20 protein-coding genes are annotated in these 17451 nt (G+C 69.1%); 9 read left to right on the forward strand and 11 right to left on the reverse strand.

What is annotated here, in order from left to right; genetic code table 11:
* Positions 1-18 precede the first annotated feature (18 nt).
* Positions 19-657: a hypothetical protein gene (locus tag AB0B45_RS12080; RefSeq protein ID WP_358128811.1), complete on the forward strand. Its 639-nt coding sequence runs from the start codon at positions 19-21 to the stop codon at positions 655-657.
* Positions 658-791: 134 nt separating this feature from the next.
* Here the strand turns inward: AB0B45_RS12080 and AB0B45_RS12085 are convergent, their stop codons facing one another.
* A complete protein-coding gene (locus tag AB0B45_RS12085) occupies positions 792-1289 on the reverse strand; it encodes a hypothetical protein (RefSeq protein WP_358128813.1) in 498 nt (165 codons plus the stop codon).
* A 196-nt stretch (positions 1290-1485) separates the two neighbouring features.
* Here AB0B45_RS12085 and AB0B45_RS12090 point away from each other — a divergent pair, with 196 nt between their 5' ends.
* Positions 1486-1806, forward strand: coding sequence for a hypothetical protein (locus tag AB0B45_RS12090; protein WP_358128817.1), 321 nt, complete (start codon positions 1486-1488; stop codon positions 1804-1806).
* Here the strand turns inward: AB0B45_RS12090 and AB0B45_RS12095 are convergent.
* The 4 genes from AB0B45_RS12095 to AB0B45_RS12110 form a co-directional block, all read right to left on the reverse strand.
* Positions 1778-2347 carry a TetR family transcriptional regulator gene (locus AB0B45_RS12095; protein ID WP_358129425.1) on the reverse strand — a complete coding sequence of 190 codons (570 nt, stop codon included), beginning with the start codon at positions 2345-2347 and terminating at the stop codon, positions 1778-1780. The genes AB0B45_RS12090 and AB0B45_RS12095 overlap by 29 nt on opposite strands.
* 166 nt (positions 2348-2513) lie before the next feature.
* Entirely contained in the window at positions 2514-3302 is a 789-nt protein-coding gene (locus AB0B45_RS12100; protein WP_358128820.1) for an alpha/beta fold hydrolase, read from the reverse strand.
* A gap of 9 nt (positions 3303-3311) precedes the next feature.
* The gene (locus AB0B45_RS12105; RefSeq protein WP_358128822.1) at positions 3312-4385 is read right to left on the reverse strand and encodes a CapA family protein; all 1074 of its coding nucleotides are present in this window, start codon (positions 4383-4385) and stop codon (positions 3312-3314) included.
* Positions 4386-4399: 14 nt separating this feature from the next.
* On the reverse strand, positions 4400-5248 hold the full coding sequence (locus tag AB0B45_RS12110) for a helix-turn-helix transcriptional regulator (RefSeq protein WP_358128825.1): 849 nt from the start codon (positions 5246-5248) through the stop codon (positions 4400-4402).
* A 69-nt stretch (positions 5249-5317) separates the two neighbouring features.
* Between AB0B45_RS12110 and AB0B45_RS12115 the strand changes: the two genes are divergently transcribed.
* Entirely contained in the window at positions 5318-6706 is a 1389-nt protein-coding gene (locus AB0B45_RS12115; RefSeq protein ID WP_358128828.1) for an MFS transporter, read from the forward strand.
* A 403-nt stretch (positions 6707-7109) separates the two neighbouring features.
* Here AB0B45_RS12115 and AB0B45_RS12120 read toward each other — a convergent pair whose 3' ends face one another.
* Both AB0B45_RS12120 and AB0B45_RS12125 read right to left on the reverse strand, forming a co-directional pair.
* Positions 7110-7334: a DUF397 domain-containing protein gene (locus AB0B45_RS12120; protein WP_358128830.1), complete on the reverse strand. Its 225-nt coding sequence runs from the start codon at positions 7332-7334 to the stop codon at positions 7110-7112.
* A gap of 53 nt (positions 7335-7387) precedes the next feature.
* Entirely contained in the window at positions 7388-8224 is an 837-nt protein-coding gene (locus AB0B45_RS12125) for a helix-turn-helix transcriptional regulator (RefSeq protein ID WP_358128833.1), read from the reverse strand.
* A 584-nt stretch (positions 8225-8808) separates the two neighbouring features.
* On the opposite strand from AB0B45_RS12125, the gene AB0B45_RS12130 reads away from it, so the two are divergent.
* The 6 genes from AB0B45_RS12130 to AB0B45_RS12155 all read left to right on the forward strand — a co-directional run bounded on the left by AB0B45_RS12130 (position 8809) and on the right by AB0B45_RS12155 (position 14332).
* Positions 8809-9042 (forward strand): hypothetical protein, encoded by a 234-nt coding sequence (locus AB0B45_RS12130; protein WP_358128835.1) that lies wholly within the window; start codon positions 8809-8811, stop codon positions 9040-9042.
* 1 nt (position 9043) lies between these two features.
* Positions 9044-9682 (forward strand): hypothetical protein, encoded by a 639-nt coding sequence (locus tag AB0B45_RS12135; protein WP_358128837.1) that lies wholly within the window; start codon positions 9044-9046, stop codon positions 9680-9682.
* Positions 9683-9806: 124 nt separating this feature from the next.
* Positions 9807-11903 (forward strand): molybdopterin-dependent oxidoreductase, encoded by a 2097-nt coding sequence (locus tag AB0B45_RS12140; protein ID WP_358128839.1) that lies wholly within the window; start codon positions 9807-9809, stop codon positions 11901-11903.
* 46 nt (positions 11904-11949) lie between these two features.
* Complete coding sequence (locus AB0B45_RS12145; RefSeq protein WP_358128843.1) at positions 11950-12570, forward strand: HD domain-containing protein; 621 nt, start codon at positions 11950-11952, stop codon at positions 12568-12570.
* Positions 12571-12600: 30 nt separating this feature from the next.
* Positions 12601-13485, forward strand: a complete 885-nt coding sequence (locus AB0B45_RS12150) for a Rieske 2Fe-2S domain-containing protein (RefSeq protein WP_358128846.1) — start codon at positions 12601-12603, stop codon at positions 13483-13485.
* 28 nt (positions 13486-13513) lie between these two features.
* Complete coding sequence (locus AB0B45_RS12155; RefSeq protein WP_358128848.1) at positions 13514-14332, forward strand: NAD(P)H-binding protein; 819 nt, start codon at positions 13514-13516, stop codon at positions 14330-14332.
* Here AB0B45_RS12155 and AB0B45_RS12160 read toward each other — a convergent pair.
* The 4 genes from AB0B45_RS12160 to AB0B45_RS12175 form a co-directional block, all read right to left on the reverse strand.
* Positions 14311-14559: a hypothetical protein gene (locus AB0B45_RS12160; protein WP_358128851.1), complete on the reverse strand. Its 249-nt coding sequence runs from the start codon at positions 14557-14559 to the stop codon at positions 14311-14313. The genes AB0B45_RS12155 and AB0B45_RS12160 overlap by 22 nt on opposite strands.
* 29 nt (positions 14560-14588) lie before the next feature.
* Positions 14589-15344, reverse strand: coding sequence for a sulfite exporter TauE/SafE family protein (locus AB0B45_RS12165; RefSeq protein WP_358128853.1), 756 nt, complete (start codon positions 15342-15344; stop codon positions 14589-14591).
* Between the two features lie 300 nt (positions 15345-15644).
* Positions 15645-16565, reverse strand: a complete 921-nt coding sequence (locus tag AB0B45_RS12170; RefSeq protein WP_358128856.1) for an SPFH domain-containing protein — start codon at positions 16563-16565, stop codon at positions 15645-15647.
* Positions 16566-16647: 82 nt separating this feature from the next.
* A complete protein-coding gene (locus AB0B45_RS12175; protein ID WP_358128859.1) occupies positions 16648-17436 on the reverse strand; it encodes an ABC transporter ATP-binding protein in 789 nt (262 codons plus the stop codon).
* Positions 17437-17451 lie beyond the last annotated feature (15 nt).

A 17451-nucleotide genomic window follows, 5' to 3' on the forward strand; every position in this document is an offset into this window, starting at 1 on the left:
ATTCGGAGCGTCCTTGCGGTGGCCGTCCTGGCGACCGGCATGGGCCTGGCAGGGGGACCCGCGTCGGCGGGAGTCTGCGGGCGGCAGATCTCCGCGAACGACGGGTCGACGGTGGCGTCGTTCTGCGACGACGCGGCGGAGCTGCGCGCCCAGGCCACGCACACCTCGATGGCCGTTCCGGCGAGTTCCGAGGCGGCGATGGCGGCCGAGAAGCTCGCCAAGAAGCTGGGCCTGCCCGGCATGTCCCGCACGAGCGCGGTCCTCAGCGTCGCCGACATGGGTGGCGTCGCGGCGGGCGCCGGACTTCCCTCTCTCCCCGCGGGGCTGCCCGGCGAGGCGGGCCTGCCGGAGGTGTCGCGCCTGTCCGGTTCGCCCGACCTGCCGGGACTGCCTTCGCTGCCGAACCCCGACAAGCTCCCCGTCCTGCCGATGGTCCCGGACATGCCGTCGCTGTCCGAGCCCGCGCTGCCTGACCGGATCGGGAAGAGAGACCTGAAGACGCCGACCAACCTGCACGCGCCGGTGGACGCGGTGGCAGGGAAGGTCAAGGGGCTCGTGCCCGAGGAGCTGGCGAAGTCGCTGCGGCTGGACGACATGCCGAAGGCGGAGGACGCCCTGCGCGTGGCGGAGCTGGACTCGACTCTCGACCAGGGCTGAACGCCTGATGCCGCCCGTTGAACGGGAGCGCGCCCTTCCGTTCACGGGTCCACATAGATCAGGGCCGTGCCCCCTTTCCCGGGCACGGCCCTTCCCCGTCTCCTGCGACTGACAGCCCGGGTCGGGTACGGGGGTCAGGAGACCAGCGAGTCGAGTTCGTCCTCGGGCAGGCCCAGGTCGAGCCTGATGCGGTAGCGGGTGCGGAGCAGGGCGACGTGCTCGGGGTCGTCCTCGGCACAGGCGAGCACCGCCTGGGTCGCCCACTCGAGCCCGCCCTGCAGATCCCCGTACGCCACGAGCGTCTCGGCGATGTTGTGCGCCGTGGCGGGCGTCGTCGTGCCCTCCGCCCTGAGCGCCTCGATGATCTCGCGTGCCTCGCCGGGCCTGTCGAGTTCGAAGAGCGTGTCGGCGATGCCGGCCCGCGGATCGATCATCGACTCGCCACCGTCCTCGACCGCCCGCTGGAAGCATTCGAGCGCACGGGTCGGCTGCCCTGCCTGCTTCCACTCGTCGGCGGCCAGCGCGAAGATGGCCGCGCGGGAGATGTCGCCCGAGGAGTAGGTGAGGGCGAGCTCGCTGAGCTGCCTGGCCAGCGAACTGTGGTCGTCCGCCAGGAGGGCCTGCTCGAGCATTCGATCAAGGTGCTCACGGGTCACATGCGCCACACCGCGAGACTACCCAGGTGCTTCCGGTTTTGCCGGGACAATGCACATCACGGCCTGTGCACAGCTTCGGCAACGATTCGCTCAAACCCCACTACATACCGCGTGTCCCTACAGGACCAAGGGCATAAACGGCACACGTCATCAGGGGCGGAAGGGGCTGGGCATGGCCAAGCATTTCACCTTCGTGATCGCCTGCGCAGCCGTGTTGTCGACCGTCATCCCGGGCGCCGCCGGATATTTCTCCGCCCGGATGGAGGCCGTGGAGGCGGCCGAGCGAAGAGTCGCGATGCTGCAGGTGCGACTGGAGAACAAGATCGAGATGGTCTCGCTCCCCCGTCCCTGTTCGCCTGTTCCCGCCACCCGACTGAAGGGTGGCTATCCCCCGCCGCGAGCGTTCGTGCCCGCGCCCGAGACGGCCGGCGAGCAGCGCGCCCGCCGGCAGCAGTCCGAGCCGATCACGCCTGGCGTGGCCGACGAGGAGTGAGCCTGCGCGACAGGAACGACCTGATGAGCTGCTTGGCGGCCTCGATGAAGTCAGGCGCGCCGGCGGGGTCGCGGCGGAAGGCCAGCTTGAGTACGGCGTCGCCCGCCTCGACCGCCACCAGCACGGCCACGTCGAGCTCCTCGCTGTCGGCCAGGCCATACTCCTGGAGCAGCAGCCCGCGCAGCCGCCCCGCGATCACCATGTTGTTCTCGGAGTCGGAGTCGAGCAGGTTGAGGTCGACGACGTCGCCGAAGTGGAGGCTCTTGAAGCCTGGAACGGTCCTGTGCATGTCGACGTACTCGTCGATGATGGCGTCGACGGCCTCCCACCACCCCCTGTAATCCTCGTCGAGGAAGCGGGCGCCGACCCTGGAGACGAACAGCTCGACGTTGCGCCTGGTCAGTTCCTGGGTGATGGCCCGTTTGTCGGGGAAGAACTGGTAGACGGACCCGATCGCGACTCCTGCGCGTTCGGCGATGCGGGTCGTCGAGAGGGCTTCGTAGCCGACGTCGTCGAGCAGGTGGGCGCAGGCGTCGAGCATCCGCTCGACTCTGCGGGCGCTACGGCGCTGAGTGGGCTGACGGCGGAGCGGAGCGAGCTCGGTGCCGTCCTCGTCTACCGGCAGAGATGACACGAACTTCATCTTGCCCCCAATGCGCCGGGCGTCGCCGGGAAACCTGGGATTGTAGAACCGCGTGTAATGCCGCTCACGTTTCCTCCCGCGAGTCGACGAACTCGGCGACCAGCTTGGCGACCGTTCCGGGCTGCGTGCGCTGCGCCCAGTGATCGGCGACGATCCGTTCGCGTCTGAACGTCGGCGCCCACTGCCTGAGCGAGGCGAGCAACCAGGGGGAGACGAAGGGGTCGCGGGTGCACTCGATGAGCTGCACGGGTGTGTTCACGCGCGGATCGCCCGGTCGGCGCAGGCGGTTGAGCATGTTCGCGCGGTAGAGGTTGAGCCCGTTGCGGGCGTCGGCGACCGAGGCTCCCAGCGAGGGGGCGAGCGCGCCCATGATCAGCTCGGGCAGCACGGGCAGCTGGAATCCGGCGATGTACCAGGACCGCAGCAACTGCCCGATCGCTCTGGTACGGCCCGCCTGACGGAAGAACGCGGCGGTCTGGTCGAGCCCTGGGCCGCCCATCGTGGTGAAGGAGGCGAACCTGTCGCTCCTGGCGACGGCGTACCAGCCCTGGATGGAGCCCCAGTCGTGGGCGACGAGGTGGACCTTGGGCTTGCCGACGGCGTCGAGCACGGCGTCCATGTCGGCGGCGAGCCGTTCGAGCAGGTAGCCGCTGACCGAGCGGGGCGTGGAGGACCCGCCTGTCCCCCGCACGTCGTAGCGGACGATGTGGTGGCTGCCCTCCAGCCGGTGGACGACCTGGTCCCACACGCGGTGGTCGTCGGGATAGCCATGCAGGAACAGGATCGTCGGCTTGGCAGGGTCGCCCTGCTCGTGGACGGCTAATCGAACCTCACCGGAATCTATTAGACGCACCGTCCAAGATTAGCTGTCGGCCGGACTCCCGGCCAGACCCGTACACGAACGCAGGCTCTTCCAGTTGGAGACGGCCTGTGTCCTGGCCGCCGCGGTCAGCGGGATCGGCACGCCGCCCTGGATGGTCGCGGGCGTCCACCGGTCCTTGATCACCTTGCGCCCGTCGATCGTGAGCGTGAGGACACCGGTCCTGCCGGTCTCGGGACCCCAGTTGTAGAAGACGAAGTTGCCCAGGCCGTAGCTGACGTAGGAGTTGCCGATGAAGCCGCTGCCGAGCAGGATGTGCGCGTGGCCGCCGACGATCACGTCCGCGCCCGCCTTGACCAGCTTGGGGGCCAGCGAGCGCTGGGCGGGGTTGGGGCACTTCTGCATCTCGGTGCCCCAGTGGAGGTGCACGATCACCGTGTCGGCGCTCTTGCGGGCCTGCCGTACCGCCCGGATCAGGCGATCCTCGTTCTTCGCCGAGGCCAGCCCGCCCTTGTCGCCCGCGGCGGTCCACGACTGGACGAACTCGGCGTCGAGCACCTGGGTGGCGCCGATGATCGCCACACGGTTGCCGTTCACCGTGACGCGGTAGGGCTTGTAGGCCTCGGTCTCGTTCCTGCCGATGCCCACGACGGGGAATCTGGACTTCTTGATCGCGGCGAGCGAGTCGGTCAGCCCGCTCTCCATGTAGTCCATGCCGTGGTTGTTCGCCATCGAGGCCACGTCCACCCCCGCGGCCTTGAGCGCGGTGAAGGCGGTGGCGGGCGCGCGGAAGGTGTACTGCTTGCCCGGTGCCGGCGTGCCACCGGTGGTGATGGCCGTCTCCAGGTTCACCATGGCCAGGTCCGACGACTTCAGCACCTTGGCGATCGGCCCGAGCGCGGTGCGCGGGTTGCCGAGCCTGCCCCTCAGAGCGCCCTCGAAGTGCACGTCACCCCCGAAGGAGATCGTGTACGGCGTGCGCTCGGCCTCCTGCGGCAGGCTGGGCGAGATGGTCGGTTTCTCCGCCACATCCGTGACCGGGTCGCCCTTAGCCGCCGAACAAGCGGTCAGCGCGATCGCGACAGCAACGACGGCCACGGCGCGGCTCGGTCCCATTTGCCCTCCCTTTATCAGGCACCGAGCATGCCATGCGCGCGCTCGCTGTGCGCGGTCAGCCACACCAGAGCCGAATGTGTGGCCTCGTCGACGGGAGTGTAAACGATCATCCGGGTCTCGGGGGCGCCCGTGCAGTTGAACATCGTGCTCGTGAACCGCAGCCGCCCCACCATGTCGTTGTCGAACGCCTTCTCCCGCGAGCGCGGGTCGGCCACGTCGTGGGTGGCCCACAGCTCGGCGAACTCGGGGCTGGCCGCAGACAGCCGCCGCACGAAGTCGCGCCACATGGGGTCGTCGGCGTGGCGGGTGTAGGCGCCGCGGAAGACGGCGACGCTGCCGTGCAGCTCCTGCTCCCTGTCGACCAGCGCGGTCCGCCACTCGGCGTTGACGAAGCACTGCCACAGCGTGTTGCGCTCGTCCTCAGGGGCGCTCACCAGTTCGGGGAAGAGCGCGGCGTAGGCGGCGTTCCACGCGAGGACGTCGTGGCGGCTGGTGCTGAACGCGGCGGGCAACGGGCTGAGCCTGTCGATGATCTGCTGCATCGCGGGCGTGACACGGGTGGAGTCGCGCACGGGCGCCGCGACGGCGTGTCCCGCCAGGAGGTAGAGCTGCTGGCGCTCGGCGGTGTCGAGCATCAGCGTACGCGCGATGGAGTCGAGGACCTGCAGGCTGACGTTGATGGGCCGACCCTGCTCCAGCCACGTGTACCAGGTGACGCCCACGCCCGCGAGCTGGGCGACCTCCTCCCTGCGCAGGCCGGGGGTGCGCCTGCGGGTGCCGGGCGCCACGCCCGCCATCTCGGGCGTCACCCGCTCTCGGCGCGACCGCAGGAAGGCCGCCAGGTCATCGCGTCGCTTACTCATCCAGGTGCCACCAATACCGGGATAAAGGGACTCTTTTTACTAGTATCCACCGTCTAGCAGATTAGTAGCATGACCCAAACTGCGGCCACTACCACGAACACGACCAGGAGCAGTGGTCTGCTCCTGGTCATCGTTCTGCTCGGACAGTTCCTTGCCATCTTGAACGTCAACATCGTCAACGTCGCCACCCCCACGATCGAGGCCGACCTGCATTCGTCGGGCGCGGGGCTGCAGATGATCGTCGCGGGCTACACCATCACCTATGCCGTCCTGTTGATCACCGGAGCCAGGGTCGGCGACCTGTTCGGCTATCGCAACGCCTTCCTGACCGGCTTGGCCCTGTTCACGTTGACCACGCTCGGCTGCGGGCTCGCGCCGTCCACAGGAGCGTTGGTGGCCTTCCGCTTCGCACAGGGCGCGGGAGCGGCGCTCATGATGCCGCAGGTGCTGACGCTGATCCAGCGCAACTACCAGGGTGAGGCGCGCGGCAGGGCGCTCGGCCTCTGGTCGGCGGTGGTCAGCGGCGGCATCGTCGTCGGCCAGGCGCTCGGCGGCATCCTCCTGGGGTTCGGCGCGGGCTGGCGGATCGTGTTCCTGGTACTCGTGCCGATCGGCGCGCTGCTGCTCGTCGCGGGGCTACGGGTGCTCCCCGCCGACCAGGGCGGCGGCAGGGCGGGGCTGGACCCGCTCGGCCTGGTCACGCTGTCCTCGGCGGTGCTGCTGGTCATCGTGCCGCTGGTGCTCGGCCGCGATCTCGGCTGGCCGCTGTGGGGATGGGTGTCGATGGCGGCCGGCCTCGCGGTCTTCGCGTTGTTCATCCGCGTGGAGCGCTGGGTGACCGCCCGTGGCGGCCGCCCGCTGGTGGACGCCAGGGTCCTGCGCGCGCCGGGCATGCGGCCGGGGCTCGCGGTCCTGCTGTTCGGTCCCGCCACCTGGGGCGCGTTCCTCTTCACCTCGGCGCTGCACCTCCAGGGCGAGCTGCACCTGACGCCGCTGATGTCGGGGCTGATGCTGGTGCCGTGCGCGCTGGCCTTCGCCGCCGTCGGGCTGGCGTGGCCCAGGCTGCCGCTACGGCTTCAGCGTTCGCTCGTGCCCTTCGGGTACGTCGTCGCGGCGCCCGCCTATCTCGGGCTGGCGGCCGCTTCGGGGGGCGGCCTGCCGTACGCGCTGCTCAGCGCGCTGATCGGCGCGGGACTCGGCGTGCAGATCGCGGTGACCAACATGGCCACCCAGCAGGTGGACGCCGCCTACGCGGCCGACGCCAGCGGCGCGCTGCTCACGGTCATGCAGCTCGGCCAGGTGATCGGCGTGGCCACGGTCGGCACCCTGTTCATCTCGCTCATGCAGGGCCACACGGGACAGGCCTCGTTCGGAACGGCTGTCGCCTTGGCGGCACTCGCCGTACTGGCCGGACTGAGCTCGGTCTTCCTCGTCCGCCCAAAGCTCTCCCAGGCATGAACCTGAATGGCTTCGTACGGCGGGGCTCCGGGTAACCGGACCCCGGCTCGCGATCCTTGAGACGATCAGCCCTCCCCGGGCGCGGGCCCTGCCCTCATTGTGAGGTCATGAGGCTCCTGTTCATGGTGCTCGCGATCGGCTTCGCGGTCACCGCGACCCGCGGCCAAGAACCGTCGTCACGCGCGGTTCGCCGCGATCCTCGACGGCGTGTGGGAGGCCACGCCTCCGCCGAAAGGGGGCGCCGCGGCGGTCGGTACGGCGGCGCTGGTCGGGCTGATGCTGTGGGTCAGGAGGGCTCGCGGCCGGCGTGTGTCATGATGTGAAGATCTTCTGCACTCGTCTTGCGGGCGGGCTGAAGTGAGCGGCCCTGAGGGTTGTGCCAGCAACCTGCCAGGGCCGTTCTTTATGCGCCCGCCGCGAGCGCGGCCAGGTCGAATTCGCCATCGCGAACCCCGGCCGTGAAAGCGTCCCACTCGCTCGGGGTGAAGACCAGGACGGGACCGTCCTGCTCCTTGCTGTCCCTGAGCGCGACGCTGCCGTCGGCCAGGCCGGCGACCTCGACGCAGGTGGAAGCGCCGTTGCAGAAGCTGCTCTTCTGCCAGGCCGCCCTGGAGGTGTCGATGTTCATTTTCTCCCCAAATGGGTAAAAGGGGCGCCATTGCCCCTGTTAAGACTTCGTCGTCACCTGCCCCACATCATGGCTTTGCGCTGGATCAGAACGCGTGATTCGTTCTCGTCCAAGGCCTCTGACCTGATGTGGTTGAAGGCTGTTTCGTATCCAGCCACCAGCTCGAGGTCTTCGACGAAGCGAGCATTGTAGAGCTGCTCCAGATATACAACATCGTCGAATGCCGCGAACCGCAGATGGATGAAGGCGCCTGTGTTGACCGGATGGAGCGACTCCAGCGGCAGCACCTGGACGCACACGTGAGGCAGGACGGACACCTCGATCAGGTGCTCCATCTGCGCGCGCATCACCGAGGGTTCGCCGAAGCGCCGCATCAGGGCCGACTCGTCCAGGACGACATGGAGCGTGCACGGATCAGGTCTGTGCAGGACGCGCTGTTGCCTGTCGAGCCGGGCCTCGACCCGGCTTCGGACACCGCTGTGCGTGATGCGCACGATGCCGCGGGTGGCAAGGATGACCTCCCGCGCGTAATCCTCGGTTTGCAGCAGGCCCGGCACTACCTGGGGTTCCCAGCCTCGTTGGACCCTGGCCTCCGCCTCCAACCCGAGGAATCTGGTGTACGCCCCGGGCAGGGTTCCTTCGTAATCTTCCCACCAGCCCCGCTGGTACGCATCCATCAACAGGCCGAGCAGCTCGCCAAGTTTCCGATCGTCAACCTTGTAAAGCTTGGCCAGTGCCTTGACGTCGTCGGAGCTCGCCTTGGTCTTGGCCGCTTCGATCCGGCTCACCTTGCTCGGCGACCAGCCCAGCTCGCTCGCGGCCTTGGCTCCCGTCATGCTCCTGCGCTCACGTAACTGGCGCAGCTCCTGGCCGAGCTTGAGCCTGCGCACCGTCGGGCTGCTCTGCTCTGGTGGCACCGTCCGCTCTCCTCACCGGGAACGAAAGTGTGATGGAGACCGTGCAAGTTGCACGGGGACTCGCACGAAGACTTGCCACAAGGCTTCCACGGGAGGACGGTGGGGGCAAGAGAAAAACCTTCGGTGCGCAGGGGGTAAGGCGCCGGCTGCGGTCCCTCCCGCCTCAGGTGTCACCGACACGTCGCGTGCAAGTTGCATACGCACGTGCGCCGCATCTCGCAGCGGGAATTGCGAAGAAATTTGAATTTTCTTTCGCTGGAGCTATTGCCGCGGCCAGGTCGCAGGGGGACGATCAGGCCAGGAAGGCGAGATGGCGATACGCATACGGGGTCTTCCGCTGACGCTCCCAGCGCGGCCGACAAGGCCGCCCCTTTTTCGGCAACGGCGCCGTTCAGATAAAGGCGACACAGTACCGACACAGGTACTCAGCACAAAGCCGGACCGACGCTGATCCCGAATCGTCACACTGACGGGCTGCCACCCGGGTGACGGTCGAGCCCTCAGCGCCCGGCCCGGCCAAGAAGTCCACCTCAAGAATGCCGCGAAAGGGGTCTTCTATGTACTCACAAGGTACCAAGGGACTCAGCCGAATCAAGTCCCTGATCCGGGAACTGGTCGCAGGGTGGATCGCGCGGGCGGACAGGGAGATCTGCATGGAGCCCGACGAGTTCGCCCACCGGCGCGGCTGGACCGTCGGCCGCACGGGATTCGGCTCCCGCCTGTACCGCGACCCGCGGTTCGACCAGCTCAAGGTGTCGCGCACCTCGCTCGTCCCAGAGGAGGTGTCGTGAGATGTCGCGCAATCCTCGGCACCAGGTTCACCCGTCCGTCGCGGACCTGCCCGCGGCGGAGCGCTCCGGCGCGCTGGTCAGGCTCTGGCGGATCCGCACCGAACTGCTGCTCGCCGCGGGGCTCGTCGTGATCGTGCTGGGCGCGTTAGGAGGCGGTCGCTGGGTGCCGTTCATCGCGCTCACCAGCGCGGTCTCGGTGCCCGCCGCCACCCGTGCCGGGCGCGGCTGGCTCGTCGCGCACGCGTGGTGCGTCGCCTCCCGCCACCGCCTGCAGCGGGTCTGCCTGGAGACGACCATGCACACCCGCTCGGGCAGGATCCCGCTCATCCTGTGGATCACGCCCACGGCCGTCGGGGAGAAGGCACTGGTGCTCACCAGGGCCGGCATCTGCGCGGAGGACTTCGAGGCCTTCGCAGGGGAGATCGAGGCGGCCTGCTTCGCGCGGGACGTCAGGATCCACAGGCACCGCAGGTGGACACACCTGGTGATCGTCGAGATCATCCGGCGCGAGGCGCCCGCCGGCGCGGTGAGTCCCGGCCTGGAGCGGCTGTACGGCAGGAGCGGATGGGTCGCGCTGCGTTCCACCCGCGCCGACATCGAGGAGCCGCCCGATACCGCCAGACTGCTCGTTCCCGCCTGATCCATCCAGGAGGGGGCCGGGGTCTTCGGGGGACGAGACGCTCCCGAAGACCCCGGCCCTCGGGCCTTCCCACGGCCTGCCGTACAGGACAAGATGAGTTCAGATGACGAACTCAGGAGCAGCGATGACGACCGTGCACCGCACCTGCCCCCTCTGCGAGGCCGTCTGCGGCCTGACGCTCACCCTCGACGAGGGTGGCCACGTCACCAGTGTGAAGGGCGACAAGGACGACCCGTTCAGCAAGGGGTTCATCTGCCCCAAGGGCGCCAGTCTCGGCCGTCTGGACGAGGATCCCGACCGCCTCGGCAAGCCGCTGGTCCGCGAGGGCGACCTGTGGCGCGAGGTGACCTGGGAGGAGGCCTTCGACACCGTCGCCCGCGCCATCGCGACCGTGAAGGACCGCCAGACGATCGCCGTCTACCTCGGCAACCCCGGCGCGCACACGATGGCGGGCGCGCTCTACGCCGCGCCGCTGATCAGAGCGCTCGGCACCAGGAACGTCTTCTCCGCCAGCACGGCCGACCAGATGCCCAAGCACGTGTCCAGCGGGCTGATGTTCGGGCACCCGCTGCGCATCCCTGTCCCCGACCTGGATCGCACCGACTACCTGCTGATGCTCGGCGCCAACCCCCTGGAGTCGAACGGCTCGCTGTGCACCGCGCCCGACTTCCCCGGCAGGCTGAAGGCCATCAGACGGCGAGGCGGCAAGGTGGTCGTGGTCGACCCGCGGCGCACCAGGACCGCGGCGCTGGCCGACGAGCACGTGTTCGTACGGCCCGGCGCCGACGCCTACCTGCTGTTCGGCCTGGTCCACACGCTGTTCGCCGAAGGGCTGACCTCGGTGTCGTGCGAGGTCAACGGCCTGGAGGAGGTCAGGGAGGCGGCCAAGCACTTCACTCCCGAGGTGGTCGCCCGCCGTACCGGCGTGCCGGAGGAGACGATCGTCCGGCTCGCCCGCGAGGTGGCCGCCGCCCCCACCGCCGCCGTGTACGCGCGGATCGGCACCTGCACCCAGGAGTTCGGCACGCTGGCCCAGTGGCTGGTCGACGTGCTGAACACGCTGACCGGCAACCTCGACAGGCCTGGCGGGGCGATGTTCCCCATGCCGGCGACCGAGGCGCCGAGGACCCGCAGGCCGTACACCACGGGCAGATGGAAGAGCAGGGTGCGCGGCCTGCCCGAAGCCAACGGCGAGCTGCCCGTGGCGACGCTCGCCGACGAGATCGAGACGCCGGGCGAGGGCCAGGTGCGCTTCCTGGTGACGGTGGCGGGCAATCCCGTGCTGTCGGCGCCCAACGGGGCCCGGCTGGACGAGGCGTTCGAGCAGCTCGACTTCATGGTCAGCGTGGATCCCTACCTGAACGAGACGACCAGGCACGCGAACGTGATCCTGCCGCCGCCCCGGGTGCTGCAGTCGGGACACTACGACTTCGCGCTGACGGGGTTCGCGGTGCGCAACTACGCGCGCTACTCGCCGCCCATCCTGCCGCTGGGCGAGCGGCCGTCGGAGTCGGAGATCATGGCCAGGCTCGCGATGATCGCCTCGGGACTCGAGGGTGACCTGGACGAGTTCATCATCGACCAGACGCTCCAGAAGGCCGGAGCGGAGCTCCAGCTCGACGGTGAGACGGGCGCGGAGCGCAGGCTCGACATGATGCTGCGGCTCGGCCCCTACGAGCTATCCCTGGCCAAATTGCGCGAGAACCCGCACGGGCTCGACCTCGGCGCGCTGGAGCCCCGGCTGCCCGGCGCCCTCCACACGGCCTCGGGACGGGTCGAGCTGGCGCCCGCGCAGCTTCTGGAGGACGTCGAGCGGCTGAAGGAGCGGCTGGAGCACGCCCCTCCCGAGATGGTGCTGATCGGCCGCCGCCACCTGCGCTCGAACAACAGCTGGATGCACAACGTCAGCACCCTGGTCGGCGGCAGCAACCGGTGCACGCTCCAGATCAACCCTGCGGACGTGGAACGGCTCGGACTCGACGGCGAGGCGGTGGTCACCTCGGCCACGGGACGCCTCACGGTCACGCTGGAGCCCACGGACACGATCATGCAGGGGGTGGTCAGCCTCCCGCACGGCTGGGGCCACACGGGCAGCGCTCAGGCGGTGGCCGCCGAGCATCCGGGAGTCAGCGCGAACACGCTGACCGACGACGCCGCGATCGACGTCCCATCCGGCAACGCCGTGTTCAACGGGGTTCCCGTCACCGTCGAGGCCTTGTGACGTAGAGCGGGTCACGTGATCTTTCGGTCGACCGGACGCGTTGGTCATGCATAGGGTGTCGCGCGTGACTAGCGCCCCGGAAGAGGACCGACTGAACACCCAGATCGCCTTCGCCCTGGAGATCGACAAACTGAAGAGGGTGATCCGCCGCAACAGCCTCATGGACGGCTCGCGGCGGGAGAACGACGCCGAGCACTCCTGGTACGTCGGCATGCTGGCGATGATCCTCGGTGAGCACGCGCCGCCCGGCACGGACATCCAGCGCGTGGTGGCCATGCTTCTCGTGCACGACCTGGTGGAGATCGACGCGGGCGACACCTTCATCTACGACGCGGCGGCGGTGGCGGCCCAGATCGAGACCGAGCGCGCCGCCGCCGACCGGATCTTCGCGCTGCTCCCCTCGGACCAGGCGACCCTTTTCAGGGAGCTGTGGGACGAGTTCGAGGCGCGCGAGACGGTGGAGGCACGCTTCGCCAAGGCGCTCGACAGGTTCGCCCCCATTTTGGCCAACCACCAGACCGAGGGCGGCACATGGCCACTGTTCAAGGTGCGGGCCGACCAGGTGCGCGAGAAGGTGAAGATCATTGAAGAGGGGTCGGCGTCGCTCGGCGCCTACGCGTACGAGTTGGTCGACCTCTCGGTCCGCAGAGGTCACCTGCCCGAGTGATCCCCTTACCACGGGGGTAGGGGTCCGATCGTGAAGGAGAAAGTCAGGCTGGCGGGACCGGTCGATCTCGCCGACAGGCTCGAGAAGAGCAGGTCGATGGACCGGCCGATCAGAGCGCTGGCGAAAGCCGTACGCGAGAAGATCAGGCCCGGCACGCTGCGCGACCTGCTGCACGGGGTGCCCACGGGCAAGCCGCTGCACCCGCCGCTGGCGAACGTCACGATCGGCTGCTGGGTGTCGGCGACCCTGCTGGACTTCGTGAAGGCCGACCCGCGCGCCGCGCGGACCCTGATCGCCGCCGGCCTCGCAGGGGCGCTGCCGACGGCCGCCGCCGGGGTCACCGACTGGTCCTCGCTCCACCTCGAGCAGCAGCGGGTGGGGTTCGTCCACATGCTGGTGAACCTGTCCGCGCTGGGGCTCTTCTCCGGATCCCTGGCGCTCAGGCTGGCGGGGCGGGAAGGCGGCGGCAAGGCACTGTCGCTCGTGGGGCTCGGCGCGGCCGCCGTCGGCGGCTACCTGGGTGGCCACCTGGCCTACCGGCAGGCGGCGGGCGCCAACCACGCCGAGCAGGTCGCGCACCTGGTCCCGCTCGGCTGGCACGACCTGTGCCGGCTCGACGACCTGCCCCAGGGCAGGCCCGTGGCCCGCAGGCTCGGCTACATCCAGCTGTTCGTGCTGCGTCACAGCGGCGGCGTGACCGTGCTCGCCGACCAGTGCTCGCACCTGGCGGGCCCGCTCCACCAGGGCAGGATCGTGATGGAGAACGGCGTGCCGTGCGTGGTCTGCCCCTGGCACGGCAGCACGTTCAGGCTGTCCGACGGCTCGGTCAAGCACGGCCCCGCCACCGCGCCCGCGCCCACCTTCGAGACCCGGATACGGCAGGACGGCACCGTCCAGGTCCGGCCCTTGACTTAAACCTTCGTTCAACTCCTACGGTCGTTCCATGATTCTCGTCACGGGAGCGACCGGCAACGTCGGTCGCCACGCAGTCAGCCTGCTCGTCGCCGAAGGAGCCCAGGTCAGGGCGCTCGTCAGGAACCCCGCCACGGCCGCATTTCCCGAGGGAGTCGAGGTCGTCAAGGGCGACCTCACCGACCCCTCCTCGCTGCCCGACGCCCTCGAAGGGGTCGACAGGGTCTTCCTCGTCTGGCCCGGCTTCGCCGCCGAGACCGCCGCCAAGGTCGTTGACCTGGTCGCCGAGCACGCCCGAGGCATCGTCTACCTGTCGGCGAACCTTCCCGAGGACTCCACGATGTTCCACAAGGACGTCGAGCGCCTCATCCAGGCGTCACCGCTGGAGTGGACGTTCCTGCGACCTGGCGGGTTCGCGGCCAACACCCTCGGCTGGGCCGAGCAGATCCGCGGCGGAACCGTCCGCTGGGTGCACGGCGCGGCCGCCCGTTCGCTGATCCACGAGGCCGACATCGCCGCCGTCGCGGTGAGGGCGCTGCTGTCGGACGAGCTCGTCGGGCAGGCTCCCGTGCTCAGCGGGCCCTCCGCCGTCACCCAGGCCGAGCAGGTGCGGATCATCGGCTCGGCCGTGGGACGCGACGTGCGGTGGGAGGAGATGCCTCCCGAGGAGGCCGTGGCGCAGATGGCCGCCGTCTGGGGCGATCCCGTGCTGGCGCGGGAGGCGGTCGAGGCATGGGGGAGTTTCGTCACCACTCCCGAGGAGGTCACGGACGCGGTGGAGCGGCTGACGGGGCGCCCAGCCAGGTCATTCGCGGAGTGGGCCGCCGATCACGCGGCCGACTTCCGCTGACCCGCGGGACGGGGGGCGTCGGCGGGGTGTTCGACGAGGGCGAGGATCCTGCTGGACATGAAGCGCGCGGTGCGTACGGCCGTGCCGCTTCTTGTCACCTCGCTGACTTCGACCAGGCCGCGTCTGGTGGCGACTTCGACGCGCCTTCCGGCTTTGGTGGCGATCACTTCGTAGGTGCGCGGGGTGCCTCCCGCGTCGATCACGATCTCGACTCGATCACCCTTCATGCCCTAATTTATACCCATTTAGCTGGGATTTATCCGTACACCAGTTTGATGATGGCGATGACTCCCACGCACACGATGAACCCGCGCAGCACCGGAGCGGGCAGCTTGCGACCCACCTTCGCGCCCAGGAATCCGCCCAGCGTCGCGCCGAGCGCCACCATCAGCACCGCCCACCAGTCCACCGGCGCGATGATCGTGAACAGGACGGCCGCCGTCGCGTTGACGATCAGCGACAGGACGTTCTTGGCGGCGTTGACCCGCTGCAGATCCTCGGTCAGGAAGGCGCCGAGCAGGCCGATGAGCAGCACGCCCTGGGCGGCGCCGAAGTAGCCGCCGTAGACGCCCGCGCCGAACACGCCCAGCCACAGCATCGGGCCGCCGTCGGGGTGGGCGTGCTCGCGCCGCGCGGCCAGCCAGCCGTTCAGCTTGGGCTGCAGGACGACGAGCACGCAGGCGATCGCGATCAGGACGGGCACGACGACCTGGAAGACGCCACGGTCGAGGACCAGCAGGAGCAGGCCGCCGAGCAGGGAGCCGAGCGCCGAGCCGACACCCAGCTTGATGAGGCGGTCGCGCTGGCCCTTGAGCTCGGCGCGGTAGCCGTACGCGCCGGTGAAGGAGCCCGGGACGAGGCCGATGTTGTTGGAGACGTTGGCCGCGACGGGGTCGATGCCTACGGCCACCAGCGTGGGAAAGGTGATCAGCGATCCCGACCCCACGACGGCGTTGATGGCCCCGGCTGCGACTCCGGCCGCACAGATCGCGACCGCTTCCCACGGCGTCAAGTCCCGCCCCTTCCGCATTCCGTATGCACTGCCGCCAGAGCCTAGACGTCAGCTCCCACCTGCCCCCCTTCGGGGTCGACACTCCCGGTCAGGCGCGAGCCTGGTCTTCGGAACGGCCCGGGCCGCGGCCACCCGTGGCGGGGTCGAGGTCTTCGAGGGGGTAGCGGTCACTCGCGCGGCGGACTGGACCTCAAGGGCGTTCGCCGGTGACTCGTGTGTGAGCGGGGCCTGAGGCTCCTTGGCGCGTCGGGGCTCGGAGGCGGGGTCTTCGGATGGACCGCCCGTACACAGAAGGCCCGGTTACTCGGGCTTGTCCTTCGTGCCGCCGAACAACCCGCCGAGATTCTCCAGGGCCTTCCCCATCTCGGAAGGCACGATCCACAGCTTGTTCGCGTCCCCCTTGGCGATCTCCGGCAGCATCTGCAGGTACTGGTACGCCAACAGCCGCTCGTCCGGCTTTCCCTCGTGGATCGCCCTGAACACCATCCCGATCGCGTCCGCCTGCCCCTTGGCCCGCATCGCCGCCGCCTCCGCCTCTGCCTGAGCGCGCAGAACCGCCGCCTCCGCCTCCCCGCGAGCCCGGAGCACCGCCGCCTGCTTCTCGCCCTCGGCCGTCAGGATCGCCGCCTGCTTCTGCCCCTCCGCCGTCAGCACCGCGGCCCGCTTGTCACGGTCGGCCCGCATCTGCTTCTCCATCGAGTCCTGGATCGAGGCGGGCGGGTCGATCGCCTTCAGCTCGACCCGGTTCACCCTGATCCCCCACTTGCCCGTCGCCTCGTCCAGCACGCCGCGCAACTCGGTGTTGATCTCCTCGCGAGAGGTGAGCGTCCGCTCGAGGTCCATCCCGCCGACGACGTTCCGCAGCGTCGTGACCGTCAGCTGCTCGACGCCGACGAGGAAGTTCGCGATCTCGTAGGTGGCCGCCTTGGGGTTGGTCACCTGGAAGTAGATGACCGTGTCGATGGAGACCACGAGATTGTCGGAGGTGATGACCGGCTGCGGAGGGAACGACACGACCTGCTCCCGCAGGTCGATCATCTCCTTGATGCTGTCGATGAACGGCACGACGAGGTTGAGCCCAGGGGTGAGCGTGCGGTGGTAGCGGCCGAGCCGTTCGATGATCGCCGCGGTGGCCTGCGGGATGATCCGGACCGTCCTCGCCAGCGCGAACCCCACGACCGCGACCAAGACAAGTGCGACGATCAGCTGCTCGGTGCCCATGGCCACACTCCGAGAGTCGTAGGGTCCGGCTCCGAAGATGATATTTGGTTTTCCCTTGTAGCAGCCGTTAACCGCACAAATGCTATTGCGGCCTGGCGTACCAGCGGCCCAGGGAGTTGCGCTCCAGAACCAGCGGCACGCCGAACGTCCGCGAGAGGTTGTCGGCGGTCATCACGTGCTCGATCGGCCCCTGAGCGACGACAGAGCCGTGGCGCAGCAGCATCGCGTGCGTGAACCCGGCGGGGACCTCCTCCACGTGGTGCGTGACCAGCACCATCGTGGGCGAACGGTAGTCTCCGGCCAGGGTCGCGAGCCGCCGTACGAGATCCTCGCGGCCGCCCAGGTCGAGCCCCGCCGCGGGCTCGTCGAGCAGCAGCAGCTCGGGATCGGGCATGAGGGCGCGGGCGATCTGGACGCGCTTGCGCTCGCCCTCCGACAGGGTGCCGAAGCGCCGCCTGATCAGGTGCGCGACGCCCATCATGTCGATCAGCTCGACGGCGCGGGTGACGTCGTGGGAGTCGTACTCCTCCGTCCAGCGGCCGAGGATCGCGTAAGACGCGGTCAGCACCAGGTCGATGACCTTCTCCTCGGCGGGCACCTTCTCCGCCAGCGCCGAACTGGCGAGCCCGATCCGCGGCCGCAGGTCGAACACGTCGGTCTGGCCGATCCGCTCGCCCAGCACCTCGACCACGCCCTCGCTGGGGAACAGCAACGTGGCGGCGACCTGGAGCAGCGTCGTCTTGCCCGCGCCGTTCGGCCCGATGACGACCCAGCGCTCGTCCTCGTTGACCGCCCAGTCGATGCCGCGTATCAGGGCCGCCCCGTCCCGGCGGACGCCCACGTCCTGGAGCCGCAGCACCTGACCACCCATCGCTGATACCTCCCT

The organism is Nonomuraea sp. NPDC049152, assembly GCF_040648355.1.
Classification (GTDB): Bacteria; Actinomycetota; Actinomycetes; order Streptosporangiales; family Streptosporangiaceae; genus Nonomuraea.